28 protein-coding genes are annotated in these 25,186 nt (G+C 69.1%); 10 read left to right on the top strand and 18 right to left on the bottom strand.

All coding sequences use genetic code 11. From position 1 onward, the window contains the following. A partial coding sequence (locus AC1DXV_RS14125) for a hypothetical protein (protein ID WP_477934091.1) occupies positions 1 to 198 on the top strand: 198 nt, incomplete at its 5' end. A gap of 58 nt (positions 199 to 256) precedes the next feature. Here AC1DXV_RS14125 and ptsP read toward each other — a convergent pair. Next, positions 257 to 2,041 carry a phosphoenolpyruvate--protein phosphotransferase gene (gene ptsP, locus AC1DXV_RS14120; RefSeq protein WP_477934089.1) on the bottom strand — a complete coding sequence of 595 codons (1,785 nt, stop codon included), beginning with the start codon at positions 2,039 to 2,041 and terminating at the stop codon, positions 257 to 259. Between the two features lie 130 nt (positions 2,042 to 2,171). Between ptsP and AC1DXV_RS14115 the strand changes: the two genes are divergently transcribed. Next, positions 2,172 to 3,017 (top strand): GNAT family N-acetyltransferase, encoded by an 846-nt coding sequence (locus tag AC1DXV_RS14115; protein ID WP_047510199.1) that lies wholly within the window; start codon positions 2,172 to 2,174, stop codon positions 3,015 to 3,017. A gap of 52 nt (positions 3,018 to 3,069) precedes the next feature. Here the strand turns inward: AC1DXV_RS14115 and AC1DXV_RS14110 are convergent, their stop codons facing one another. From AC1DXV_RS14110 to AC1DXV_RS14100, 3 genes are all read right to left on the bottom strand, one after another. Then, complete coding sequence (locus tag AC1DXV_RS14110; protein ID WP_477934087.1) at positions 3,070 to 3,339, bottom strand: HPr family phosphocarrier protein; 270 nt, start codon at positions 3,337 to 3,339, stop codon at positions 3,070 to 3,072. After that, positions 3,308 to 3,757, bottom strand: coding sequence for a PTS sugar transporter subunit IIA (locus AC1DXV_RS14105; protein WP_477873884.1), 450 nt, complete (start codon positions 3,755 to 3,757; stop codon positions 3,308 to 3,310). The genes AC1DXV_RS14110 and AC1DXV_RS14105 overlap by 32 nt, the downstream gene beginning before the upstream one ends. Before the next feature lie 145 nt (positions 3,758 to 3,902). Further along, on the bottom strand, positions 3,903 to 4,388 hold the full coding sequence (locus AC1DXV_RS14100) for a hypothetical protein (protein ID WP_477873885.1): 486 nt from the start codon (positions 4,386 to 4,388) through the stop codon (positions 3,903 to 3,905). An 81-nt stretch (positions 4,389 to 4,469) separates the two neighbouring features. On the opposite strand from AC1DXV_RS14100, the gene AC1DXV_RS14095 reads away from it, so the two are divergent. Next, on the top strand, positions 4,470 to 5,720 hold the full coding sequence (locus AC1DXV_RS14095; RefSeq protein WP_477934086.1) for a CaiB/BaiF CoA transferase family protein: 1,251 nt from the start codon (positions 4,470 to 4,472) through the stop codon (positions 5,718 to 5,720). Positions 5,721 to 5,864: 144 nt separating this feature from the next. Next, a complete protein-coding gene (locus tag AC1DXV_RS14090; RefSeq protein WP_477934085.1) occupies positions 5,865 to 7,010 on the top strand; it encodes a hypothetical protein in 1,146 nt (381 codons plus the stop codon). On the opposite strand, the gene AC1DXV_RS14085 is transcribed toward AC1DXV_RS14090, so the two are convergent. Continuing rightward, on the bottom strand, positions 7,003 to 7,692 hold the full coding sequence (locus AC1DXV_RS14085) for a DUF4197 domain-containing protein (RefSeq protein WP_477872319.1): 690 nt from the start codon (positions 7,690 to 7,692) through the stop codon (positions 7,003 to 7,005). The two genes, AC1DXV_RS14090 and AC1DXV_RS14085, sit on opposite strands and share 8 nt — an antisense overlap. A gap of 12 nt (positions 7,693 to 7,704) precedes the next feature. On the opposite strand from AC1DXV_RS14085, the gene AC1DXV_RS14080 reads away from it, so the two are divergent. Continuing rightward, entirely contained in the window at positions 7,705 to 8,220 is a 516-nt protein-coding gene (locus AC1DXV_RS14080; protein WP_477872321.1) for a TlpA family protein disulfide reductase, read from the top strand. Positions 8,221 to 8,289: 69 nt separating this feature from the next. Here the strand turns inward: AC1DXV_RS14080 and lipA are convergent, their stop codons facing one another. From lipA to AC1DXV_RS14035, 9 genes are read right to left on the bottom strand one after another with little or no spacing between them, the layout of a single operon-like run. Next, a complete protein-coding gene (gene lipA, locus AC1DXV_RS14075) occupies positions 8,290 to 9,282 on the bottom strand; it encodes a lipoyl synthase (RefSeq protein WP_047594691.1) in 993 nt (330 codons plus the stop codon). A gap of 30 nt (positions 9,283 to 9,312) precedes the next feature. Beyond that, positions 9,313 to 9,978, bottom strand: coding sequence for a lipoyl(octanoyl) transferase LipB (gene lipB / locus AC1DXV_RS14070; RefSeq protein WP_477934083.1), 666 nt, complete (start codon positions 9,976 to 9,978; stop codon positions 9,313 to 9,315). A 27-nt stretch (positions 9,979 to 10,005) separates the two neighbouring features. After that, entirely contained in the window at positions 10,006 to 10,281 is a 276-nt protein-coding gene (locus AC1DXV_RS14065) for a YbeD family protein (protein WP_477867144.1), read from the bottom strand. Positions 10,282 to 10,324: 43 nt separating this feature from the next. After that, positions 10,325 to 11,200 (bottom strand): D-amino acid aminotransferase, encoded by an 876-nt coding sequence (locus AC1DXV_RS14060; protein ID WP_477934081.1) that lies wholly within the window; start codon positions 11,198 to 11,200, stop codon positions 10,325 to 10,327. Between the two features lie 39 nt (positions 11,201 to 11,239). Beyond that, a complete protein-coding gene (locus AC1DXV_RS14055; protein ID WP_477934079.1) occupies positions 11,240 to 12,430 on the bottom strand; it encodes a D-alanyl-D-alanine carboxypeptidase family protein in 1,191 nt (396 codons plus the stop codon). 40 nt (positions 12,431 to 12,470) lie between these two features. After that, complete coding sequence (locus AC1DXV_RS14050; protein ID WP_477867138.1) at positions 12,471 to 13,085, bottom strand: alpha/beta hydrolase; 615 nt, start codon at positions 13,083 to 13,085, stop codon at positions 12,471 to 12,473. 13 nt (positions 13,086 to 13,098) lie between these two features. Next, positions 13,099 to 13,425: a (2Fe-2S) ferredoxin domain-containing protein gene (locus AC1DXV_RS14045; RefSeq protein WP_477867136.1), complete on the bottom strand. Its 327-nt coding sequence runs from the start codon at positions 13,423 to 13,425 to the stop codon at positions 13,099 to 13,101. Between the two features lie 9 nt (positions 13,426 to 13,434). Next, a complete protein-coding gene (locus tag AC1DXV_RS14040; RefSeq protein WP_477867134.1) occupies positions 13,435 to 14,571 on the bottom strand; it encodes a VanZ family protein in 1,137 nt (378 codons plus the stop codon). 7 nt (positions 14,572 to 14,578) lie between these two features. Then, complete coding sequence (locus tag AC1DXV_RS14035) at positions 14,579 to 15,019, bottom strand: CopD family protein (RefSeq protein WP_047510227.1); 441 nt, start codon at positions 15,017 to 15,019, stop codon at positions 14,579 to 14,581. Positions 15,020 to 15,293: 274 nt separating this feature from the next. Here AC1DXV_RS14035 and hemB point away from each other — a divergent pair, with 274 nt between their 5' ends. Both hemB and AC1DXV_RS14025 read left to right on the top strand, forming a co-directional pair. Next, positions 15,294 to 16,301 (top strand): porphobilinogen synthase, encoded by a 1,008-nt coding sequence (gene hemB, locus AC1DXV_RS14030; RefSeq protein ID WP_477867132.1) that lies wholly within the window; start codon positions 15,294 to 15,296, stop codon positions 16,299 to 16,301. 29 nt (positions 16,302 to 16,330) lie between these two features. Then, the gene (locus tag AC1DXV_RS14025; protein ID WP_477934077.1) at positions 16,331 to 17,449 is read left to right on the top strand and encodes a magnesium transporter CorA family protein; all 1,119 of its coding nucleotides are present in this window, start codon (positions 16,331 to 16,333) and stop codon (positions 17,447 to 17,449) included. A gap of 12 nt (positions 17,450 to 17,461) precedes the next feature. Here the strand turns inward: AC1DXV_RS14025 and ybeY are convergent, their stop codons facing one another. Further along, entirely contained in the window at positions 17,462 to 17,911 is a 450-nt protein-coding gene (ybeY, locus tag AC1DXV_RS14020) for an rRNA maturation RNase YbeY (protein ID WP_477873913.1), read from the bottom strand. 2 nt (positions 17,912 to 17,913) lie between these two features. Next, the gene (locus AC1DXV_RS14015) at positions 17,914 to 18,927 is read right to left on the bottom strand and encodes a PhoH family protein (RefSeq protein ID WP_477934075.1); all 1,014 of its coding nucleotides are present in this window, start codon (positions 18,925 to 18,927) and stop codon (positions 17,914 to 17,916) included. 91 nt (positions 18,928 to 19,018) lie between these two features. On the opposite strand from AC1DXV_RS14015, the gene AC1DXV_RS14010 reads away from it, so the two are divergent. The 3 genes from AC1DXV_RS14010 (at position 19,019) to ruvA (ending at position 22,228) form a co-directional block, all read left to right on the top strand. Continuing rightward, entirely contained in the window at positions 19,019 to 20,935 is a 1,917-nt protein-coding gene (locus tag AC1DXV_RS14010; RefSeq protein ID WP_477934073.1) for a sensor histidine kinase, read from the top strand. A 70-nt stretch (positions 20,936 to 21,005) separates the two neighbouring features. After that, positions 21,006 to 21,659, top strand: a complete 654-nt coding sequence (locus AC1DXV_RS14005) for a response regulator (protein ID WP_047510238.1) — start codon at positions 21,006 to 21,008, stop codon at positions 21,657 to 21,659. Beyond that, positions 21,656 to 22,228: a Holliday junction branch migration protein RuvA gene (ruvA, locus tag AC1DXV_RS14000; RefSeq protein WP_477870432.1), complete on the top strand. Its 573-nt coding sequence runs from the start codon at positions 21,656 to 21,658 to the stop codon at positions 22,226 to 22,228. Before AC1DXV_RS14005 ends, ruvA begins: the two co-directional genes overlap by 4 nt. A gap of 7 nt (positions 22,229 to 22,235) precedes the next feature. On the opposite strand, the gene AC1DXV_RS13995 is transcribed toward ruvA, so the two are convergent. Both AC1DXV_RS13995 and AC1DXV_RS13990 read right to left on the bottom strand, forming a co-directional pair. Then, complete coding sequence (locus tag AC1DXV_RS13995) at positions 22,236 to 22,706, bottom strand: copper chaperone PCu(A)C (protein ID WP_477870434.1); 471 nt, start codon at positions 22,704 to 22,706, stop codon at positions 22,236 to 22,238. 26 nt (positions 22,707 to 22,732) lie between these two features. Next, positions 22,733 to 25,003 (bottom strand): TonB-dependent receptor, encoded by a 2,271-nt coding sequence (locus AC1DXV_RS13990; RefSeq protein WP_477934093.1) that lies wholly within the window; start codon positions 25,001 to 25,003, stop codon positions 22,733 to 22,735. Positions 25,004 to 25,186: the final 183 nt, after the last annotated feature.

The raw sequence follows: 25,186 nt of genomic DNA, 5'->3' as shown, positions 1-25,186 counted from the left end.
CTTATCGGCTGTATGTTTTTAAAGAGCTGCAATCCGGTCAAACCGTCTTGCTTTGCTGTCCGATCTATCTCGTTCAGCGCAGCCTTAGACTGTAGCACCTTTTTGCTCGACTTCAACAACTTGTTTGATTTTTTTCTGCCGCCGCTTTCGCCGCCTGCCGAAACCAATCTGTTGTTGGGTCGCTTCGTTGATCAGTGATCAGCGAAGACCACGACTATAGCATCGATTTTTCGGCCTTCGCACCGCTGTCACGAAATTACTGATGAATACCGACGGCCTGCAAGCTGGCCTGGGCCCGGCGGCACACCGATGCCGGGTCTTCGCTGTTCAGGATCGTCGGCAACAGCGGGGCCAGGCGCCGCGTGTCCGCCCGCAGCACCCGCTGCTTGATCGAGGAGATCTGCGACGGGTGCATCGAGAAATTGCGCAGCCCCATCGCCAGCAACAGGTCGGTGAACTCGGGGTCTCCGGCCATCTCGCCGCATACGCTGACGCCCTTGCCTGCCGCCCGTGCGTAGGCGATCGTCTGCGCGATCAGCCCCAGCACGGCCGGGTGCCACGGGTCATAGAGGTGCGACACCGCCTCGTCGGCGCGATCGATCGCCAGCGTGTACTGGATCAGGTCATTGGTGCCGATCGACACGAAGTCGAAGTGCTTCAGCAGCAGCGGCAATGCGAGCGCCGCCGCCGGCACTTCGATCATCGCGCCCACCTCGACCGGACCGCAGGGTCTGCCCGCGTCCGCCAGCTGTTGCCGCGCCCGCTCCAGCGCCTCCAGGAACATCCGCACCTCACTGAGATGCGCCACCATCGGCACGAGGATGCGCACCGGCCCGACGGCGGCCGCCCGCAAGATCGCCCTCAGCTGCTGCCTGAACATGCCGGGCTCGGAAAGGCTCCAGCGGATCGCCCGCAGCCCGAGCGCCGGATTCAACGCATGCTCGTGGCGCAGTTCATTGACCGACATGCGGTCGAGTTGCTTGTCGGCACCGATGTCGACGGTGCGGATCGTCACCGGCAGCCCCCGCATCGCCCCGATGGCCGCCCGATACGCCTCGTACTGCTCGTCCTCGCCCGGCAGTTCGCTGCCGCGGTTCATGAACAGGAACTCGCTGCGGAACAGCCCCACGCCGACCGCGCCCGCCTCCAGCGCCCCGATGGCGTCCACCGGCAGCTCGATGTTGGCCTGCAGCTCCACGCGCTCGCCATCCATCGTCACGGCCGGCGTGTGCCGCAGCCGCGCCAGGCGATCCCGCTCGAGCCCGCTCTGCCGCTGCCGGAACCGGTATTCCTCCAGCACGATCGGCGACGGGTTGACGATCACCGCCCCGCAGTCGCCGTCGATCACCACCCAGTCGTCCTGGCGGATGATGTGACTCGCCTCGCGGGCCCCRACCACCGCCGGGATGTCCATGCTGCGCGCGACGATCGCGGTGTGCGAGGTCTTCCCGCCCACGTCGGTGATGAACCCGGTGAAGATGCTTCGCTTGAACTGCAGCATGTCGGCCGGCGCGATGTCGTTCGCGACCAGCACCAGCGGATCCTCGCCGCCGAAATCCCGTGGACTCACGCCCGGCGCCGGCGCGGAATCCGACAGCGGCCCGCGTGCCATCGCCCGCAGCAGCCGCTCGACCACCTGCTCCAGGTCGGCCTTGCGCTCGCGCAGGTAGTCGTCCTCCATCTCGTCGAACTGGCGCGCCAGCACCTCGAGCTGGGCCGACAGCGCCCACTCGCCGTTGTAGTGGCGCTCCTGGATCCAGTTCTTGGTGGCCCCGGTCAGCGAGTCGTCGTGCAGCAGCATCAGGTGCACGTCGAGCAGCGCCGACAGCTCGCCCGGTGCGTCCGCCGGCAGCTCGCGCTGCAGCGTCGTCAACTCCTGCGCGACCGCATCGCGCGCGGTGCGCAGCCGCTCGATCTCGGAGTCGACCTGCGACGCCTCGATGAAATAGTGCGCAACGTCGACGCGGCTCGACGCGACCATCACCGCGCGGCCGATCGCGACACCCCGTGATACCGGCAATCCGAAGACCTGGAAGCTCATGCGGACGATCCTAGCAGCGCACGCCCCGCCCGCACGCGGGGAAACGCGCAATGTCATCGACGCGTCATCCCGGTTTCATGGACGCGTCACCGTGCGGACCCACCATCTCGGGAGTTCACAGGAGAACGCCATGAGGGACCTGCCCCTGCCGACGATGCCTCTGTCCGATTTGCGTGGTGACACGTCCCGGAGGTCACTTCACGAAAGCTCACCCACTCCACAAGCGCGCCGGGTCGATGCTGCTCAGCTGGAAGTTGTTTGGGCACGCGATGAAGACGAAGTTCGCCAGGCGCAGCGCCTGAGGCACCTGGTCTTCGCGGAGGAAATGGGCGCACGCCTGAGCGTGCCGCACGGCTCGCCCGCCGGCCACGACATCGACATGTTCGACCCGTTCTGCGAGCACCTGCTGGTGCGCGCACCGGGCGAGGGTGGCGAGCCGGGTCCGGTGATCGGCACCTACCGCGTGCTGACGCCGGATTCCGCACGCCGCATCGGCGGCCTGTACAGCGAGACCGAGTTCGACCTGACCCGCCTGCGCCCGCTGCGCTCGACGATGGTGGAGCTGGGCCGCTCCTGCGTGCACCCGGCCTGGCGCTCGGGTGGCGCGATCCTCGCGCTGTGGGGTGCGCTGGCCGAGTTCATGGTGCGCAACAAGCTGGACACGATGGTCGGCTGCGCGAGCGTCAGCATGCGCGACGGTGGCCACTTCGCCGCCAGCCTGTGGGAGCAGCTGCGCCACACGCACCTGGCGCCGATCGAACTGCAGGTGCGCCCGCGGCTTGCGCTGCCGGTCGACGAGCTGCAGCACGACCTCGTCGTCGAGGCGCCGGCGCTGATCAAGGGCTACCTGCGTTGCGGCGCGAAGGTGCTGGGCCCRCCGGCCTGGGACCCCGACTTCAACACCGCCGACCTGCCGATGCTGATGCGCATCGCCGACCTGCCGCAGCGCTACCGCAAGCACTTCCTGGGGCAATGAAGCTGGGGCAGTGAACCTGGGGCAGTGAGGTGACGGGGCCGCGGCCCCGCGTTCACTCGCCCTCGCCGAACTTGTCGTTGATCAACGCCACGAGGGCGTGCAGCGCCGCCTCTTCGTCAGCGCCGGAGGTCTCGAGTTCGACCACGGTGCCGAGGCCGGCGGCGAGCATCATGACGCCCATGATGCTCTTGGCATTGACCTGGCGGCCGTTGCGGCTCATCAGGATCTCGCACTGGAAACTGCCGGCAAGTTTGCTGAGCTTGGCCGAGGCACGTGCATGCAGGCCGAGCTTATTGCTGATGGTGATGCTGGTTTTGGTCATTTCCGCCTGGTTTGAAGGCCTGGTTCTGCGGACGCGCGGAGGCCACTTGCATCACGCCTTGCGTGGCACCCGCCATCGCACGTGCCACCATCGCGTCGAGGGATTCGTCGGCATAGCAGAGAGAGCGCCACAGCATCGGCACGTTGACGCCGGCGATGACCTTGACGTGCAGGCCGTCGGCCAGGCGCTGCGCCACGTTGCAGGGCGTGGCGCCGAACACGTCGGCGAAGATCAGCGCGTCGGGGTTGCTCACGCGGCGCAGCATCTCGCGCGCCTGCTGCTCGACCTCCTCGACCGGCATGCCGGGCAGCACATCGAGCGCCTCGACCAACCGGGCACAGTCCGGGAAGGTGTGCTGCGCCACCGCTTTCAGCGATGACGCCAGCGGCGCGTGGGCAATGATGAGAAGACCGGGCATGGTTTTCGATTATCGGCAGTTCGAGCTGCCGACTTGGTGGCTGCGGCTTGTGGCGTGGCCCCGACTCGCCACAAAAACCACACATGTGCACCAAACCGGCATGTGACTACAACGCCGGCGGGCCGTCCGGCGCTGACACGCAGCGTCACACGGCGAGCTTCAGCCCGTCGAAAAACGTGTCGACGGCCGACGCGTCCACGCGCGCGCCGAGCACCGTCGCCTGGTAAATCACGGTGCCCTTGACGAAAAACAGCAGCTCCTGGCGCACCTGCGTGCCGTCCGGGAAGCGCCCGTCGACCCGGACGCGCTGCGCCAGCGGATTCGGCGTCATGCCGGACACCGCGGCGGGCGCTGCAACGACAGGGACTCCGCCCAGGTTGCCGGCGGCGGCCGCCCGCAGCGCATCGAGCGTCGCGGCGACGCGCGATGGATCCTGCACATCGGTGACGCTGAGCGCGAAGGTCGCACCGGCCGCCTGGCAGGACTGCAGGTTCATCGTCAGCGGGGTGCCGGCCAGGGCCACCACCCGCACGTCCTGCGCAGGCCGGCACGGGAACAACGCAAGCACGCCGGCGCCGACGGGGCGGACCTCGCGCCAGTCGAGCGACGGCGTGCAGGCTGCCAAGGCCACGCACGCGACGATGCAAAGTCGGGAAACTCGGGAAGGCGGCATCGGTCCATTATCCCGACCCGCGGCGCCACAATCGCCCGCATGAGCACTCTCCCCTCCCCGCCGCAGCCGCTGTCGGGCGTCCGCATCCTCGACCTGTCGCGGGTGCTGGCCGGCCCCTGGTGCACCCAGACGCTCGCCGACCTCGGCGCCGACGTGATCAAGGTCGAACGCCCGATGCGCAACGGCAGCGGCGGCGACGACACCCGCGGCTGGGGCCCGCCCTTCCTGAAGGCCCGCGACGGTGAGGACACCGCCGAGGCGGCCTACTACCTCGGCACCAACCGCAACAAGCGTTCGATCACGGTCGACATCGCGCGGCCGGAGGGCCAGGCCCTGATCCGCCGGCTGGCGGCGCGGTGCGACGTCTTCATCGAGAACTTCAAGGTCGGCGACATGGCCCGCTACGGGCTCGACGCCGCGGCGCTGCGCGCGCTGTACCCGCGCCTCGTCTACTGCTCGATCACCGGCTTCGGCCAGACCGGCCCCTACGCCGAGCGCGCCGGCTACGACTACGCCATCCAGGGCATCGGCGGCCTGATGAGCGTGACCGGCGAGCGCGACGACCTGCCCGGCGGCGGCCCGCAGAAGGTGGGCGTCGCGGTGGCGGATCTCTTCACCGGCATGTACGCGAGCGTCGCGATCCTGGCCGCGCTGCGCCACCGCGATGCCACCGGCCAGGGCCAGGCCGTCGACATGGCGTTGCTCGACACCCAGGTCGCGATGCTCGCCAACCTCGGCGCCAACTTCCTCGCCACGGGCGCCGCGCCGCGGCGGGCCGGCAACGCCCACCAGAACATCGTGCCCTACCAGGTGTTCGAGACCTCGGATGGCCACCTGATCCTGGCGGTCGGCAACGACGGCCAGTTCGCGAAGTTCTGCGAGGTGGCCGGCCGGCCGGAGCTGGCCGCCGATCCCCGCTTCGCGCGCAATGCCGACCGCGTGCGCCATCGCGCGGCGCTGGTGCCGCTGCTGGAGGAGATCGTCCGGGCCCGGTCGAAGCAGCAGTGGCTGTCCGCCCTCGAGGCCGCCAAGGTGCCGTGCGGCGCGATCAACGACCTGGCCGAGGTCTTCGCCGATCCGCAGGTCCAGGCCCGCGGCATGACGGTGCCGATGCCGCACCCGCTGGCCGACACGCTGCGGGTGGTGGCCAGCCCGATGAAGCTGTCCGGCACGCCGGTGCAGTACCGCCGCGCGCCGCCGCTGCTCGGCGAGCACACCGACGAGGTGCTGGCCGAGCTCGGATGGTCCGACGCCGAGCGCGCCGAGCTGCGCCGCCAGGACGTCCTCTAACTGACGAAGCCTCCCCCCGCGACACCCCCAAGGTCGGGGGATTGGCGCGCTCGGGGGGTGTCCTCCGCCGCCGGCCTGAACGACACTTGCAACCAAGGGTGACAAACCCGCACAAGCCGTTCATTCACGGACAGGGACGCCAACATGGACATGACCGAACTCGACCGCGCCGCCGCGCCCGCCCAACGCGACGCCGGCCTCGAACCGGACGAGCGCGATCACTGGCGCGACGTGGTCAACGAGCTGAGCGCCGAGATGGCGACGCCGCTGACCAGTGCGCTCGAACGCGTCACGACCCTCGCCGGCACCGGTCGCATCGACCGCGTCAGCCTGCGTTGCCTGGTGGAAGAACTGCAGAAGGCGCGCGCCATCAGCATCGCCGGCCAGCAGCTGGGCCGCCTGGCCTCCGGCCGGCTGCGCCAGACCCACGAGCGCCTGCCGCTCACGCAGACGCTGAAAGATGTGCTGACCCAGCGCGCCGCCGAGACCCAGGCGCGCGGCATCCACATCAAGCAGGTGCTGAAGCCGGCCGACGTGATCGTCGACGCCTCGCTGCTGTTCAGCCTGTTCAACGCGCTGCTGGACTGGTCGCTGCTGCACGCGCAGTCGACCATCGAGTACCGCATCGACATCAAGACCTGGCCGACGCATGCACGGCTGGTCAGCAAGTTCGCCTACCAGCCCGAGGACCAGGCCGAGCTGCCGCCCGCCACGGTCGAAGAAGGCTCACCGCTGGACTCGATCGCCTGGCGCCTGCTCGAGCAGACCGCGTGGACGATGGGCCTGCCGATCGAGCGCAAGATCGAAGGCAGCCACGTCACGCTGTCGATCGAATTCCCGCGCACCGTCAGCGAGCAGCTCGAGGGCCTGAGCATCCTCGAACTGGACCGCGGCTTCGCGCCGTCGGCCCGCACCAAGCCGCTGGCCGGCAGCCACGTGCTGGTGGTCGCCTCCCGCCGCGACGTGCGCATCCAGGTGCGCGACGCGGTGCGCAACATGGGCCTGCTGGTGGATTTCGTGACCTCGATCGAGGAGGCCCGCGACTTCTGTCGCAGCGGCCTGCCGCATGCGATCGTCGTCGAGTCGGTGCTGCGCGGCGACCGCTTCAACGACCTGCGCAACGAGGTCGATTCGGCCGGCGGCGATGTGGTGTTCATCGAGATCATCGAAGAGGGCAATGCCTTCGAGATCTCGGGCTTCGGCGGGTTGAGCATGGCGCGCGTCGGGCGCGACGCGATCCTGACCTCGCTGCCGTCGGCGCTGATGTTCGAGCTGTCGAAGACTACTTGAGGCTGCCGAACACCTTCTTCAGGATCGCGCTCCCGGTGGCGACCGGGTTCTCGCGGATCTTGTGCTCTTCCTCGCCGATCATCAGGAACAGCCCGTCGAGCGCCTTCTCGGTGACGTAGCTGTGGATGTTGGCATCCTGCGGCTTCAGCAGCCCGAAGCTCGCCGCCTTGCCAGCCACCGCGTTGTACTTGTCGGCCAGCGACACCTTCTCGGTCGCCCGCTTGACGATCGGCAGGAAGCGCACGCCCAGCGGCTCGCGCGTCTTGGTGGAAAAGAACTGCGTGACCGAGCCGTCGCCGCCGCCCAGGATGCCCTTGGCGTCCTCGACGCTCATGCTCTTCACCGCGCCGACCAGCAGCGTCTTCGCCTCGGGCACCGCGGCCTCGGCGGCGCGGTTCAGCGCCGTCTCGAGCTCGTCGACGCGCCGTTGCTGCCCGGTCGCCCTCAGGAAGCGCGCCGCATCGTTCAGGAAGCCGGGCAACGGGATGTGCACCTTCGGGTTCGAAAGAAAACCGTCCGGCTTGCCGAGCAGGCCGACGGCCGACACCGCGCCGCGCTCCAGCGCGGCCCGGATGCCCGCGGTGGCATCGCCTTCGCTGAGGCTGAACGCCCAGGCCTGTCCGGTCCATGTCCACACACCCAGGCCCGCGAGCACCGCTGACGTAAACTTTCTCCGCTGCATCGATCACATCCCATGAAATTGACCCGCCATCTTGCCGCCGCGTTGAGTGTTCTGGCAATCGCGGCAGCGGCTTGTGGGGCTTATGCAGCGTATTCGGGCCTCGCGCGCCCGCAGATGGCCCCGGACGCCGCGTTCGTCCGCCTGGATGGCAGCCGCAGCAGCGTCGCGCAACTGAAGGGCCAGGTGGTGCTGGTCAACTTCTGGGCCACCACCTGCACGACCTGCGTGCACGAGATGCCGCAGGTGACAGCCACCCACAACCGGTTCAAGGCGCGCGGCTTCGAGACCCTGGCGGTGGCGATGAGCTACGACCCGCCGGCCTCGGTGATCCACTTCGCCGAATCGCGCAAGCTGCCGTTCACCGTGGTGATCGACAACACCGGGTCGGTCGCCCGCAGCTTCGGCCCGATCGAGGGCACGCCGACCAGCGTGCTGATCAACAAGCGCGGCGAGATCGTCAAGCGCTATGTGGGCCAGCCGGATTTCGCGGAATTGCAGGCGCAGGTCGAGAAGCTGCTGAATTCGTAGCCCGGATGCCAATCCGGGGGGCCGCATCTCGAAGTGAAGAACGATCTCCGGATTGGCATCCGGGCTACGCTAGATGGCGTTCGCGACGCCGGCTTCGTGGGCCTGCTGGTCCGCGTGGTAGCTCGAACGCACCATCGCGCCGACGGCGGCGTGCGTGAACCCCATCTTCAGCGCCTCGGCCTCGAACATCCTGAAGGTGTCCGGGTGCACGTAGCGCCGCACCGGCAGGTGGTGGCCGCTCGGCGCGAGGTACTGGCCGATCGTCAGCATGTCGATGCCGTGCTCGCGCATGTCGCGCATCACCTGCAGGATCTCTTCGTCGGTCTCTCCCAGGCCCACCATCAGCCCGCTCTTGGTCGGCACGTGCGGCGCGAATTCCTTGAAGCGCTTCAGCAGGTTCAGCGAGTACGCATAATCCGAACCCGGGCGCGCTTCCTTGTACAGGCGCGGCGCGGTCTCGAGGTTGTGGTTCATCACGTCGGGCGGTGCCGCCTTCAGGATCTCCAGCGCGCGGTCCATGCGGCCGCGGAAATCGGGCGTCAGGATCTCGATGCGGGTGTCGGGCGACAGCTCGCGGGTGCGCTGGATGCACTCGACGAAATGCGCGGCGCCGCCGTCGCGCAGGTCATCACGGTCGACGCTCGTGATCACGACGTACTTCAGGCGCAGCGCCGCGATGGTCTTCGCGAGGTTCAGCGGCTCGTCGGCATCCAGCGGATCCGGCCGGCCGTGGCCCACGTCGCAGAACGGGCAGCGCCGCGTGCACTTGTCGCCCATGATCATGAAGGTGGCGGTGCCCTTGCCGAAGCATTCGCCGATGTTCGGGCACGACGCCTCTTCGCACACCGTGTGCAGCTTGTGCTCGCGCAGGATCTGCTTGATCTCGTAGAAGCGGGTGGTCGGCGAGCCGGCCTTCACGCGGATCCAGTCCGGCTTCTTCAGCGTCTCGGCCGCGACGATCTTGATCGGGATGCGGGCCGTCTTGGCCTGCGCCTTCTGCTTGGCGCTCGCGTCGTAGTGGGCCGCGTCCTGGGCCTGGTGGATGACGTTTTCGGTCGACATCGGGGTTACTTTCGAGGGGCGGCCGACGGGTCAGCTCAGGTGCGACACCAGCCGGTCGCCCAGCCGCTGCGCCGCGGTGGTCCAGTCGGTGCGGACGCCCAGTGTAGCCAAGTCGACCGTTTGCAGCCCGGCGTAGCCGCAGGGGTTGATGCTGCTGAAGGGGCTCAGGTCCATCGCCACGTTCAGTGCCAGCCCGTGGTAGGTGCAATGCCGGCTGACCTTGATGCCGAGCGCCGCCACCTTGCCCAGGCCCGCGAACTCATCCGCCCGCGGCCCGGTCAGCGGCGCATGCCCGGCCGGATCCGACAGGTTCACGTAGATGCCGGGCGCGCCGGGCACCCGGTGGCCGGTGATGCCGAAGCCTTCGAGCGTCTTGATGACGCAGTGTTCCAGCCGGTAGACGTATTCCTTCACGTAGATGCCCAGCCGGCGCAGGTCGATCAGCGGGTAGGCGACCACCTGGCCGGGGCCGTGGTAGGTGACCTGGCCGCCGCGGTTGGTCTGCACCACCGGGATGCCGTGCGCGTCCAGCACGTGCTCGGCCTTGCCGGCCTGCCCCTGCGTGTAGACGGGCGGGTGCTCGCACAGCCAGATCTCGTCCGGCGTGTCGGCGCTGCGGCGCTCGGTGAACTCGCGCATCGCCTGCCCGGCCGCCGCGTAGTCCGTCGGGCCGAGCAGCTTCAGCAGCGCGGACACGTCATTTCACCGGCCACCGCGCCAAGGTCACAGCACCACCTTGACCATCGGGTGGGTCGACAGCGTGCGGTACAGCTCGTCGAGCTGCTCGCGGCTGGTGGCGGTGACGGTGACCGTCACGCCCAGGTACTTGTTGCCGCTGCTCGGGCGGATCTCGACCGTGGACGCGTCGTACTCGGGGTCGAACTGTTTCGCGATCGTCGTGATCGCATGGACGAAGCCGTCGACGTTCGTGCCCATCACCTTGATCGGGAAGCGCGACGGGTATTCGATCAACGACTGGTCGGGCGGAATGTCTTGCATCGTGGCGTTCATGCCGTCGCAGATGGGGCGGCCTGCGGAAAATTCAAATCGACTGCAATGTCTTGGCGCGCTGGTAGGCCTCGTACAGCTTCGCGTAGACCGGGCCGGGCTTGCCGCGCAAGGCCCCGTGGCCCACCGCCTCGCCGTCGACCTGCGTCACCGCCAGCACCTCCTTGGTGGCCGAACTCAGCATCAGCTCGTCGGCGCCCAGCACCTCGGCTTCGGAGATCGGGCGCAGGTTGTAGCCGATGCCGGCTTCCTCGCACAGCTCGCGGATCAGCTCGTAGCGGATGCCCTCGAGCACGTGCTCGCTCTTCGGGGCGCCCAGCACCGCGCCCTCGTGCACGACCCACACGTTGCTGGACGAGGCCTCGGTCAGGAAGCCGTCGCGGAACATGATGGTCTCGACGGCGCCGTGGTCGGCCGAGATCTGGCGCGCCAGGACGTTGCCGAGCAGGGAGATCGACTTGATGTCGCCGCGCTCCCAGCGGAAGTCGCGCGCCGTGACGCAAGCGACGCCGTGGTGGCGCTGTTCGGCACCGGCCGGCTTCATCGGGTTGGCCATCATGAACACCGTCGGTGTCAGATCGGGCGGCATCACGTGGTCGCGCACCGCCACGCCGCGCGTGACCTGGATGTAGAGCAGCTGGTCCTCGGCCGCCTGCGCATCGATCAGCCTGCGGCAGCGTTCCAGCCACTGGGCGCGGTCGAACGGGCTCGCGATGCGCACCTTGCCCAGGCTGCGGTTCAGGCGCGCGAGGTGCTCGTCGAAGCGGAACAGGCGGCGTCCGTAGACGGGCACGACCTCGTAGATGCCGTCGCCGAAGACGAAGCCGCGGTCCAGCACCGACACCTTGGCGTCGCGCAGCGGGCCGTACTCGCCGTTGAGGTAGCACAGGGTGTCAGGCAGGGCTTGCATGCGGGCTCCCGGGGACGGATGCAGTGGGAACGGACGAGCTTACTTGATCCACAGCCGCAGGGCATCCCAGGCGCGGCCGAAGATGCCGGCCTGCTCGACGCCGGTCAGCACGACCAGCGGCAGCTCGGCCACCGGCGCGCCGGTCGAGGTCGTCACCTTCAGCGTGCCGACGCGCTGGCCCTGCGCGAGCGGCGCGACCAGCGGGTCGGTGCGCTCGATCTTCGTCTGCAGCTTCGCGCCCTCGCCCTTGGGCACGCTGACGAAGACCCCGTTCGCCGCGCCCAGCTGGGCCTCGCGCGCCGTGCCCTTCCAGACCGGCACCGTGGCCACCGCCTTCGAGCCTTCGAACAGGCGCAGCGTGTCGAAGGCCTGGAAGCCCCAGTTCAGCAGCTTCTGGCTCTCGTTCGCACGAGCGTCCATCGAGGCCGCGTTCAGCACCACGCTGAGCAGGCGCCGCTTGCCGCCGCCGGCGCCGTTGACCGCGAGGTTCGGGAAGTCGCGCTGCGCCGAGACCACCATGCAGTAGCCGGCGGCCTCGGTGTAGCCGGTCTTCATGCCGTCGACGGTCGGGTCGCGCGTCAGCAGCACATTGCGGTTGTTCTCGTTGCTGATCGGCGCACCGTCGTAGTGGTACTTCTTCATCGAGTAGATCGGGTAGTACTCGGGGAAGTCGCGGATGATGCGGCTCGCGATCACGGCCACGTCGCGCGCCGTGCTCTTGTGGCCCGGCTCGGTGAGGCCGGTGGCATTCTTGAACTGCGTGTTCTTCAGGCCGAAGGCCTGGGCCTGGCGATTCATCAGCTCGATGAACTGGTCGAGCGTGCCGCCGACGCCCTCGGCCAGCACCACCGCGGCGTCGTTGCCGGAGTTGACGATCAGCCCGCGCAGCAGGTCGTCGACCTTCGGCGTGCTGCGCGGCTCGATGAACATCAGCGAGCCGCCGCCCTTGCGCTCCTGCCAGGCGCGCAGCGACACCGGCAGCGTCTGCTCCATCGTCAGCTTGTGGTCGCGCAGCGCGGCGAACGCCAGGTAGGCGGTCATCAGCTTGGTCAGCGAAGCCGGGTCGGCCGGCGCATCGGCCTCGCGCTCGGCGAGCGTCTGGCCGGTGGTCACGTCGAGCAGGATGTAGCTCTTGGCCGCGATCTCCGGTGGCTGGGGCGCCTGCGCGTGGGAAACGGACGAGACGGCGGCGGCGCCAAGCGCCAGCACGAGGGCAAACAGTCTTTTCATGAACGTGGAATCAGGTTGCGTGGTGTGCGAAGCCCGGGCATCAACGATGCCAGGACCGCACCACCAGGTTCTTCAGCAGCGCCAGCTGCCCGTGAAAGAAATGGCCCACGCCGGGGATCACCACCACCGGCAGGGATTGAGGCCGTGCCCAGTCGAGGGTGGCCGACAGCGGCACGATCTCGTCGGACTCGCCGTGGATCACCAAAGTTTCCTCCGGCACCGGCGCGACCTTCTGTTTCTGCGTCGACGGCCCGACCAGCACCAGCCGCTCGGCCTTCGCATCATCGGGCAGGCGCGCGGCCGCCTGTGACGCGACGTAGCCGCCGAACGAGAAGCCCGCCAGCACCAGCGGCAGCGCCGGCTCGCGATGCGCGGCGATCACGGCCAGCGCATCGTCGATCTCGCCCTGGCCTTCGTCCCACGCGCCTTCGGAGGCCGCCACGCCGCGGAAGTTGAAGCGCACGGTGCGGTAGCCCAGCTGCAGGAAGGCGCGCGCCAGCGTCTGCACCACCTTGTTGTCCATCGTGCCGCCCTGCTGCGGGTGCGGATGGCAGATCACCGCCACGCCGCGCGGCTCGCCTTCGGGGCGGTCGAGCGCGCATTCGAGTGCGCCCGCGGGGCCCGGTGTCAGCTGCTTGACGGTCTTCGCATTCATCGGTACGACCCGGTCAGCGCCCGACCGACTCGGGCAGCAGCAGCCGCTCGACCACCACGCCGTTCTTCAGGTGCGACTCGACGATCTCGTCGATGTCGGCATCGTCGACATAGGTGTACCAGACGGCTTCAGGGTAGACGACCGCCACCGGCCCGCCGGCGCAGCGATCGAGGCAACCGGCCTTGTTGACCCGCACGCCACCCGGGCCGGCCAGCTTCTCGGCCTTGGTGCGCGATTTGCAGCGTTCGAAGCCGGCCTGCGCATGGTGGTTGGCACAGCTGTCTTCGCCTTTGTCGCGCTGGTTCAGGCAGAAGAAGATGTGGCGCTTGAAATAGGTCATCGGCGCATTTTACGGACCTGCCGCCGCGGCCTGCTCGATGCTGTCCCTGGCGGCCACGCGGGCGAGCAGGTAGACCAGCGCCGCATACGGCCACAGCCAGCCGATCCATTGCGCGAGGCCATGGAAGCGGATGAAGCGCCCCTGCTCCCAGCCTTGCAGGCTCTCGGCGAAGTAGGGATCGGTCGGCGCCTGCGCCACCAGCGCGACCAGCGCCGTCACGACGACCAGGCCGAGCCCGGCCGCGCCGCGGCGCGGCAGGCGCAACAGCAGCAGCCCGGCGATCGCGCCGCCCAGCAGCCCCGGCAAGGCAGGCGGCGTCAGCCAGGCCAGCGCATGCTGCGGGCCGAAATTCAGCGCCGTCGACAGCGTGGTCGTCGCGAAGCCGAGCGCGGCCGCGCCGGGCACCATCGCGGCGCGGCGCCAGCCCGGGCGCACGATGGTGTACGCGACCAGGCACGGCGCCAGCAGGCCGAGCAGGATCGCGAGCAGCTCGCTGCCGCGCGACAAGGGCGTCATCGCGACGCTCGCATCGGCCCAGTCTTCCGTCCACGCCGACCACGGCGTGCCGGCCAGCGCCTCGGCGGCCAGCTCCTGCAGTCGCACCAGCACCTGGCCGAGGCCGAGCGGCACCGGCGTCGGGAACAGCAGGCCGATCGGCCACAGCAGCAACAGCAGCAGYCCGCCGGTAATGCGGGTCACGAACCAGCGGTCGCGCAGCGTCTGCCAGCGGTCGATGCCGCCCAGCGCATGCACCGCCACCGCGACCAGCGCGCCGGCCAGCGTGCCGGCCGCGTTCAGCACCCAGTCGAGGCTGGACGGCACGCGCTGCGGCAGCCAGTTCTGCAGGCTCTCCATCGCGAACGACAGCAGCGAGCCGGCCAGCAGCGCCGCGATGAAGGCGATCGACACGCGCCGCCCGGACCGCACCAGCGCACCCACCATCAGCGCACCCAGCGGCATGTAGCCGAGCAGGTTGGAGACGACATCGAAGGCGGTCCAGTAGCGCGGCCACGGCAGGTGGCCGAACCCGGCCAGCGCCAGCGCCACCGGCTGCTTCCAGCCGGTGAACGGCGACAGGCTCGCGTAGACGATCAGCGCCGCATACAGCCACGCCAACGGTCCGGCCGAGCTGCGGTGCCGTGCCATCGCCGGATCAGAACGGCTTGACGATCACCAGCACGACGATCGCGGCGAACAGCAGGATCGCGGTCTCGTTGAAGAAGCGGAACCAGCGTTCGCTGCGGCGGTTCTCGAACTGCTCGAACCTGCGCAGCAGCGCGCGGCAGCCGTGGTGGTAGCCGATCGCCAGTACCACCAGCGCAAGCTTCGCGTGCAGCCAGCCGCTGCCGGGTCCGCGCCCGATGCCGAAGCCCAGCCACAGCCACAGGCCGAACAGCAGGGCGGGGACCATCAGGAAGCTGGTGAAGCGGTAGAGCTTGCGTGCCATCAGCAGCAGGCGCTCACGTTCGGCGTGGCTGTCAGCCGGTACCGAGGCCAGGTTGACGAACAGGCGCGGCAGGTAAAAAAGACCGGCGAACCAGCTGGCGACGAAGATCAGGTGCAGGGCCTTGACCCAGGGATAGAGGCTGCTCATCCGCGGGATTATGGGGGCCGGAAAAAGAAAACCCCGACCGTCAAGGCCGGGGTTGAAAAGCCTCATCGCTGTCATCACGGTAAGGCTCCTGCTCAGGGAGGAAAAGCAGGGAATGACCACCTTGCGGCTATCATTCAAGGGCGACTTTAGCAGATGAGTGCCGGGCTGTTGAAGTGCCGTCGCACGGGATTTACACGTAAAAAGTCCCGATGTCTCATCGTCACATCGGTTTCGGCGGCCGGCCCCCGCGTCGCAACCGCCTTCAGAAGAAGCCATGCTGCCGCCCGCCCCGTTCCCCGCCAACCGCCCGCGCCGCCTGCGCCGCGATGAATTCACCCGCGCGCTGGTGCGCGAGAACCGCCTGCACCCGAGCGACCTGATCTACCCGGTGTTCGTCCAGGACGGGCGCAACCAGGTGCACGACGTCGCCTCGATGCCGGGCGTTCAACGCCTCAGCCTGGACCGGCTGATGCCGCTGGCCGAAGAATGCGTGAAGCTCGGCGTCCCGGTGCTGGCCTTGTTTCCGGTCATCGAGCCGGCACTGAAGGACGAGAGCGGCAGCGAGGCGCTGAACCCGAAGGGCCTGGTGCCGACCGTGGTGCGCGAGTTGAAGAAGCAGTTCCCGCAGCTCGGCCTGATGACCGATGTCGCGCTCGATCCGTTCACGAGCCACGGCCAGGACGGCCTGCCCGACGAGACCGGCTACATGCGCAACGACGACACCGTGAAGGTGCTGACCGGCCAGGCGCTGGTGCAGGCCGAGGCCGGCGTCGACATCGTCGCGCCGAGCGACATGATGGACGGCCGCATCGGCGCGATCCGCAACGCGCTCGAAGCGCGCGGCCTGGTCCACACGCGGATCATGGCGTACAGCGCCAAGTACGCGAGTGCCTTCTACGGCCCGTTCCGCGACGCGGTCGGCTCGGCGAAGAACCTCGGCAAGGCGGACAAGAAGGTCTACCAGATGGACCCCGGCAACAGCGACGAGGCGCTGCGCGAGGTCGCGCTCGACCTGGCCGAAGGCGCCGACATGGTGATGGTGAAGCCCGGCCTGCCCTACCTCGACATCGTGCGCCGCGTGAAGGACGAGTTCCGCGTGCCGACCTTCGCCTACCAGGTGAGCGGCGAGTACGCGATGGTGAAGGCCGCCGCGGCCCAGGGCTGGCTCGACCACGATGCGGTGATGCTGGAGAGCCTGCTCGCGTTCAAGCGCGCCGGCGCCGACGGCGTGCTGACCTACTTCGCGCTCGACGCGGCCCGGCTGCTGCGGCAGCAAGGCTGACGCCGCCCCTGACACCACACACGCGGCGCATGCGAATCTTCCACATCACAGCCGACCAGTTCACCGAGATCGAAGCGCTGCCCGACAGGCTGCCGCCCACCGGCTACCTGTGGATCGGCACCGCGCGGCGCGAGTTCGAGGTCAACATCGCCGAGGTCCAGGCCGGGCTGCAGCGCTGGACCGGCGGCCAGCTCGTCGACCTGCACATCTCCGACCTGCTAAACAACCAGCTGCCGTCGCACTTCGACTACACCTCGTGGTACGACCTGATGGTGTTCCGCCGGCTCGCGGCGGGCAGCGGCAGCGCCGGCCTGTTCCTCGACGACCAGAGCGGCACCGCCAGCACCGCGAAGCGCGCGCTCGAGGCGATCGACACCAGCCCGGTCGGCTTCGCGGTGTTCGACCGCGTGCTGATGACGGTGCACCCGACCGACTGCCAGGTGCGCGATTTCTTCGCGAGCAAGCTGCAGCAGATGGTCGAGGGCGCCGAACAGCGCTACGAGCCGCGCGGCGCGATGCGGCTGCCGACCGGCCCCGCCGACCTGATGCTGCGCATGCTGAACCACATGGTCGACAGCTATCTCGAGCTGCGCCGGCTGCTGACCAGGCAGCTCGGCTACCTGCAGCAGGAGCTGTTCAACCCGCGCAGCCAGTTCGACAGCTGGCAGGTGCTGCTCGAGTCGCGCAACTCGCTGCACCTGCTCGAAGACACCTGCGAGGACCAGCGCAGCGCGATCGTCGAATGGATCGACTCGCTCGACGAATGGCCGGACGAGCCGGACCCGAAGGCGGCGCGCGACCGCGAACTGCTGCGCGTGCGCTCGCGCGACGTGCTGGAGCACATCGAGCGCGTGCTGAGCCACGTGCGGCGGCTCGAATCCTCGGCCGAGACCGCGGTGCAGATGCATTTCTCGGCGCAGAGCAACCGCACCAACGACATCATGCGCACGCTGACGGTGCTGACCGCGATCTTCCTGCCGCTGAACCTGGTCACCGGGTTCTTCGGGATGAATTTCGAGGGGCTGCCGCTGATCCACAGCGGCGACGGCGTCTGGATGGCGAGCGGCTTCATGCTGGTGATCGCAGGCTCGCTCGGCTGGTTCTTCTGGCGCAAGCGCTACCTGAGCACGTCGCGCCATCCGCGCTAGGGCCTGTCCGGCTCAGCGGCGATAGGGATCGTCGTAGCCGAGCCCGGCGAGGATGCGCGTCTCCTCGGCCTCCATCTCGACCGCTTCGTCCTCTTGCTCGTGGTCGTGCCCCTGCGCATGCAGCGTGCCGTGCACCAGCAGGTGCGCGTAGTGCGCCTGCAGCGCGATGCCCTGCTCGCGCGCCTCGGCCTCGACCACCGGCGCGCACAGGATCAGGTCGGCCTGCACCACCGGCGCGTGGCTGTAGTCGAAGGTCAGCACGTTGGTCGCGTAGTCCTTGCCGCGGTACTCGCGGTTCAGCGCACGGCCCTCGTCGGCATCGACGATGCGCACCGTGATCTCGCCGGGCGCCGCCAGCGCCGCGCGGATCCAGCGCGCCACCTTGTGGCGGGGCAGCTCGGCGCGGTGCGATGCATCGGCGAACTGCAGCGAGAGGCCCAGTTCGGGTCGTGCGGTCGCCATCGTCAGATCCTGTCTGCCGGCGCGGCGTCGTAGGCCTCGACGATGCGCGCGACCAGCGGGTGGCGCACCACGTCGGCGGCGGTGAAGCGCGTCATCGCGATGCCGGCCACGCGGCGCAGCACGCGCTCGGCGTCGATCAGCCCGCTGTCGGTGCCGCGCGGCAGGTCGATCTGGCTCACGTCGCCGGTGATGACGCACTTGCTGCCGAAGCCGATGCGCGTCAGGAACATCTTCATCTGCTCGCGCGTGGTGTTCTGCGCCTCGTCGAGGATCACGAACGCATGGTTCAGCGTGCGTCCGCGCATGAAGGCGAGCGGCGCGATCTCGATGTTGCCCTTCTCGAACGCCCTGCCGACCTTCTCCATGCCCATCAGGTCGTACAGCGCGTCGTACAGCGGGCGCAGGTAGGGGTCGACCTTCTGCGCCAGGTCGCCGGGCAGGAAGCCGAGCCGCTCGCCGGCCTCGACCGCCGGCCGCGTCAGGATGATGCGCTGCACGCTGCTGCGTTCCAGCGCATCGACCGCGCAGGCCACCGCGAGGAAGGTCTTGCCGGTGCCGGCCGGGCCGATGCCGAACGTGATGTCGTGCGCGAGGATGTTGCGCAGGTACAGCTGCTGGTTGGGCGTGCGGCCGGTCAGGTCGGGGCGGCGCGTGCGCAGCAGGATCTCGTCGCCCTCTTCGTCCGGGGCGTCGCCCGGGGCCGCCTCGCGCAAGGCCGGGCGCCCGAGCACCGGCGTGCGCGGCCGCGCCTGCGAATCGTCGGCCAGCGCCTCGGTGATCGCGAGCTGCAGCGTCTCGGCCGCGATCGGCCGGCGCGAGCGGCCGTACAAGGTCTGCAGCAAGGCCACGGCGCGCTCGGCGCTCGCCTTCGGGCCGTCGATGCGGAAGGATTCGTTGCGCCGCGAGATGCTGACGCCGAAGGCCGTCTCGATGCTGCGCAGGTGTTCATCGACGCTGCCGCACAGGTGCGACAGGCGGGCGTTGTCGAGCGGGATGAAGGCGTGGCGAAGGATCACGTGGGCGCTGACTCGGGCTGGAAGGGAGGCGGAAGGCCGGATTGTCGCCGGAAGGCCCCGGCGGCGCAGGCATCCTGCACAATCGGCGCCCATGCCCTGCTTTCCGCCGACGCCCACCCTCGCCCACCGCCTGCGTGCCGCGGCCCGGGGCATGGTGGCCTCGCTGGCATCGGTGGCTTCCGCGGTGGCTCTCGCCGGCGGCCTGGCAAGCGCCCCGGCCGCAGCTGCCGAACCCGGCGTCATCGAGATCCGCAGCGCGAGCGCGGTGGCAAGTGCCGCACCGACCTTTCCCCAAGACCTGAAGCAGCGCACGGTGCGCCTGCCCGACGACTGGTCCGAGACCCTGCCGCAGTCCGACGGGCCGGTCTGGTACCGCCTCAATTTCACGCTGCCGGCGAGCTACATCACGCCGACGCCGCTGATGGCCGCCTACATCGAGCGCGCCTGCAGCAACGCGCAGGTCTGGCTGAACGGCAACCTGGTCTTCGACGGCGGCCGCATGGCGGAGCCGGTGACGCGCAACTGCTTCTACCCGCAGCTCGTCGCGCTGCCGCCGGCGCTACTGAACCCGGACGGCAACGTGCTCGACATCAGGCTGCAGGGCTACGCGCTGCAACACGTCGCGTCGCGCCAGCGGGCCGGCGGGCTGTCGACGGTGCAGGTCGGGCCGCACGCGCTGCTGGCCGACGTGCAGGCGCGCCAGGCCTTCTGGAACATCTCGCTGGTGCAGGCGATCTCGGCGATGCTGGTGCCGCTGGGCATCGTGATGCTGGGCATGGGCTGGCAGGATCGCCGCAGCCCGTGGCTGATCCATTTCGGGCTGCTCGCGATCGGCTGGGCCGCGCTGTCGGCTCGCCTGTGGTGGCGCGACCCGCCGTGGGACAACGCCACCAGCGAGTTCCTGCCCTGCGTCGGCTTCGGCGTGCTGGTGGCGCTGGCGGTGCAGTTCCTGGTGCGCTATGCCGCGCTGCGCTCGACCAAGCTCGAGATCGGCCTCGCGCTGCAATGCCTGCTGATCCCGGCCAGCCTCGCGCTCGCCGGGCCGCATCGCCTGTACACGATGACGAGCGGCTGGTACCTGCTGCTGTCGGCCGAGGTGATGGCGGCCGTCACGCTGTACCTGCGCGTGACCTGGCGCAAGGGGCCGGACGGCCGCGCCGACTTCTGGCCGATGGCCTTCATGCTGATGGGCGTCGGCGTGCTGGTCCTGATCGACCTGGCGACGCAGCACGGCTGGGTCTCGTGGCTGCCGGTGCACGTGCTGCACTTCAGCATGCCGCTGATGTTCATCGCGGTCGCCGCGCGCCAGGTCCACATCTTCGGGCGCGCGCTGCAGGTGGCCGAGGCGAGCCGCAATTCGCTGGAGAGCCGCATCAACGAGGTCACCGCCGAGATCGAGCGCAACTTCTCGCAGATGGCCGAGCTGCGCGTCGAGCAGGTCACCGAGAAGGAGCGCAAGCGCATCGCCGCCGACCTGCACGACGACCTGGGCGCCAAGCTGCTGACCATCGTGCACACCAGCGAGAGCGAGCGCATCTCCACGCTGGCGCGCGAGGCGCTCGAGGAGATGCGCCTGTCGGTGCGCGGCCTCACCGGCAAGCCGATGCAGGTGGCCGATGCGCTGGCCGACTGGCGCGCCGAGACGGTGTCGCGCCTGAGCCAGGCCAACATCGAGGCCGACTGGCGCAGCCCCACCGAAGACGTGCACCAGCAGCTGTCGGCGCGCGCCTTCGTGCAGACCACCCGCATCCTGCGCGAGGCGGTCAGCAACATCATCAAGCACAGCGGCGCCTCGCACTGCAAGGTGCGCTGCAGCATCGGCGAGCATGATTTCGTGCTGGTCGTGCAGGACAACGGCAAGGGCATCCCGATGGAACTCGACGGCAAGCTCGACCGCGGCCACGGGATGGCCAGCATGAAGCACCGCGCCAAGCAGATGCAGGGGCAGTGCCTGGTCGAATCCGGGCCAGGCTACGGCACGGTGATCCGCCTCACATTGCCGCTGTAAAGCGCACAATCCGGGCGGCACATCTTCTCTTGCGCCGCTGCTACGATCCAAGATCCCTCGAGGACACCCCATGAACAAGATCCTGCTGCTCGAAGACCTGCCCGAGATCCGCGCCTGGGTGAAGGCCCTGGTGACGCAGGTGTTTCCGCAGGCGCAGATCTCCGAAAGCGCCCGCGTGCACGACGCGCTGGCGCTGATCAGCGCCGAGCGTTTCGATGTCGCGCTGGTCGACCTGGGCCTGCCGGATGGTTCCGGCGTCGACGTGGTCGCGGCGCTGCGCGAATCGCAGCCCGAGGCGCAGTCGGTGGTGGTCACCATCCACGACGACGACGACCACCTGTTCCCCGCGCTGCAGGCCGGCGCGTTCGGCTACCTGCTGAAAGAGCAGCCGCGCGAGCATTTCGTCGAGCAGCTGCAGCGCATCAGCCAGGGCGAGCCGCCGCTGACGCCGTCGATCGCGCGCCGCGTGATCGCCTATTTCGCGGCGCAGAACAAGCCGCAGGAGCGCCCGCAGAACCTGCCGCACGTCTCGCTGACCGACCGCGAGAACGAGGTGCTGCTGTGGGTCGCCAAGGGCTTCACGCTGCCGGAGATCGGCACGCAGCTGAACCTGTCGCGCCACACGATCGCCGACTACGTGAAGCAGATCTACCGCAAGCTCAACGTCAGCTCGCGGGCGGAAGCAGCGCTCGAGGCGCAGCGCCTGGGCCTGTTCCGCCGATGATCGGCCGGCTGAGCGGCCTGCTGGCAGAGAAGAACCCGCCCCAGTTGCTGGTGGACGTCGGCGGCGTCGGCTACGAGGTCGACGTGCCGATGAGCACCTTCTACAACCTGCCCGTGCTCGGCGAGCGCGTGACGCTGCTGACGCATTTCGTCGTGCGCGAGGACGCCCAGGTGCTGTTCGGCTTTCTGACAGCCGAGGAGCGCGCGACCTTCCGGCTGCTGGTGAAGATCTCCGGCGTCGGGCCGCGCACGGCCTTGTCGATCCTGTCGGGGCTGAGCGTCGGCGAGCTGGCGCAGGCGATATCGCTGCAGGAGAGCGGCCGGCTGATCAAGGTGCCGGGCATCGGCAAGAAGACGGCCGAGCGGCTGCTGCTGGAGCTGAAGGGCAAGCTCGGCGCCGACCTGGCGGTGCCGGCCAGCGTCGCGAGCGATGCGCAGGCCGACATCCTGCAGGCGCTGGTGGCGCTGGGCTACAGCGACCGCGAGGCCGCGGCCGCATTGAAGAGCCTGCCAGCCGATGTCGGCGTGAGCGAAGGCATCAAGCTCGCGCTGAAGGCCCTCGCGCGCTGATGCCTCGTCAGTGGCTGTGATCGGCCGCGGCCGCCTCGACGTTCACCGTCACCGTCACCTCGCCCGCCTTCTCGAACTTCAGCCGCAGCGGGAACTTGTCGCCCTCCTTCAGCGGCGCCTTCAGCCCGAGGATCATCAGGTGCAGCGCGCCGGGCTTCAGTTCGACGTACTTGCCGGCCGGCACGTCGATCGCCGCCACCTCGCGCATGCGCATCACGTCGCCCTCCATCTTCATCGTGTGCAGCTCGGTCGCTTTGCCGACATCGGCGCTGGCCGACAGCAGGCGGTCGTCGGCCTTGCCGCGGTTCTCCAGCCGCAGGAAGGCGCCGCCGGTCGGCTGCCCCGGCGCGGTCGCGCGCGCATACGGGTGGCCGATGGCGATCTCGCCGAGCATGAATTCATGGGCCTGGGCTGCTGCGGCGGCGAGCGAGACCAGGGCGGTGGCGGCAAGGCGGGTGAGGAGGGTGTTCAGGGTCATGACAGGGGTCCGTTTGAGGGAGGCATTCACAGGTCGTACCGCAGCTCCGCACTGTAGGTGCGTTGCGGGTACGGGTGGAAATTCCAGTAGGAGTAGTTGTTCAGGTTGTCGATGCCGAAGGCGGCGTGCCATTGCCTGTCGATCGCGAAGCGCACCCGCAGGTCGGTCGTGAAGTACTTCGACGTGCCCATGTAGGTGAAGCCATTGGTGTCGCTGTTGTCCAGGCTGCCGTACTGCCGGCCGCTGTAGCGCGCGCCGTAGCTGACGGTCCAGCGCTCGTCGACGCGCCAGGCCGCCAGCGCGCTCGCCCGCCAGCGCGGCACGCGCGGCTGCCACTTGCCGACGGTGTCGCCCGGCGTGCTCACGTACCCGCTGTTGGCGACGATCTTCGAGTCGGCATACGTCACGCTGCCCTGCAGGTCGAGCCCGCGCCACAGCACGTTCTCGCGCTGGGCGGCGGCTTCGAGGCCGGTGGTGCGCACGTGGTCGACGTTCTGCACGCTGTTCGTCACCGGCGTCACGTTCGGCAGCGGCTGGCTGTACAGCGCATCGTGCGTGTCCTCGTGGAACAGCGTCAGGCGCAGCGTGCCGGCATCGGCCAGCGTCCATTCGGAGCTGAGTTCCGAGGTCCAGGAGCGCTCGGGCCGCAGGTCCGGGTTCGCGATGGTGCTGATGCCGGTCGCGGTGGCCGCGCCCTGGTACAGCTCGGACACCGTCGGAAACCGCAGCGCGCGCCCGGCCGAGGCCTTCAGCACCCAGCCCTCGCGCAACTCATGCGAGAGCGCGGCCTTCGGCGACCAGGCGGTCTCGCTGCGCTGCGGGTGCGCATACGGCGTGAACGTGCCGGTCTGCGTCAGGCCGTCGAAGGCCTGCCAGCGCTCGCCGCGCAGCCCGAACACCGCCATCCAGCCATCGGCGACACGCCAGGCGTCCTGGCCGAACACCGAGCGCAGCCGCGTGTTGCCGTTGAAACGGGCGTTGACCGTGCCGCTTTCCTGGTCGATCCAGTCCGCCAGGCCGTAGACGGTGGTGCGCAGGCGGAAGCTGTCCTGCTGCAGCCCGGCGTCGACCACATGGGCGCTGCCCTCGCCACCCGGCCGCCAGGTGCCGCGCGCCGACAGCGTGTTCCAGCCGGTGCCGTTCAGGTCGGTCGCGCTGCCGTTGCCGCCGTCGAGCATCGGTTGCGACAACGCCGGCTGCTGCGTCGAACCGGCCGCCGGCTTGCGGCTCAGGTCGCGGCGGTAGTCGTAGACGCTCGCGGCCAGCTCCCAGTCGAACGCGCCGCCCGTGTTCTGCTTCAGCGACAGCGCCTGCATCAGGTGCGCCAGCCCGTCGCGGTTGGTCACGCCACTGAGCACCGGCGCCACGTACTGGTCCGAGCGCCCGACCGCGTCGTTGCGCCACCAGCCGAGCGTGTAGCTCGCCCGCAGGTCGGTGGCCAGGTCGTACGCGAGCTTCAGCTTCAGGTGGTCCTGCACCGTGCGGTACTGCGTGCTGGTGCCGCGCACGTACCAGGGCTTGCCGGTCTTGTCGGTGTCCGGCACGGCGCCGGCGGTCGGCGTGGCCGTGGTGTCGAACACCAGCGGCTGGCCTTCGCTGTCGAGCCGGTTCGCGTTGATCCACCACGACCAGCCGCCATGGCGGTCGCCGAGCGAAGCGCTGGTCTGCCAGCCGTTGTAGGTGGTGTCGGTGCCGTAGAGCTGGAACGGCTGCGAGAACGCGCCGACCATCGCATGGGCCTCGAACTTCGACGGCATGCGCGTCAGGTAGTCGACCACCGCGCCGGCCGAGTTGCCGGGGTAGGCCGCCGAGAACGGGCCGTACAGCACGTCGACGCGCTCGATCTCTTCCGGCGTCACCAGCCCCCAACGCGGCGCGAAGCTCGCGCCGTTGCCGAGCAGGTTCGACAGCAGGATGCCATCGGCATACACCAGCGAGCGCGCGCTGTTGCCGGTGCCCGACGCACGCGTCGACAGCACCGCGTGGTTGTAGTCGCCGGCATAGCGCTTGCGCACCAGCAGGCTGGGCAGGTACTTCAGCGCGTCTTCGCTGTCGGTCGCGTTGATGCTGGCCTGCACCTGCGCGCCGCTGATGCCTTCGATGGTGGTCGGGATCTGCGATGGCAGCGAGCCGCGGCGGCCGCCAGTCACGGTGACCACGCCCAGGTGCTTGACGGGTGCCGCGGCATCGTCGCTTGCAGCGCGGGTGGCAGCGGTGTCTTCATCGGCCCATGCCGCCATCGGCAGGCAGGCCAGCAGCGCCAGCGCCGCACGGGCGGCTGGCGTGAATCGGTACATCACGGAATGCTCCTGAACAGGACCGGGCGCACGACGCCGCGGTCGATCACACGGGCCGTCGGTGCGCCACGCGCACCGCGGCCAAGGCGGTGGGTTCAGGTGAGCGGGGGTGGGCCGTGCTTGAGCCGGGCGATCCAGTCGGCCTCGGCATCGGGGATCGGCGCGCCGGCGCGCACCGGCAGC

The sequence above is a fragment of the Rhizobacter sp. P3_C12 genome, assembly GCF_056402735.1.
This window is presented reverse-complemented; position numbering and strand designations above follow the sequence as displayed.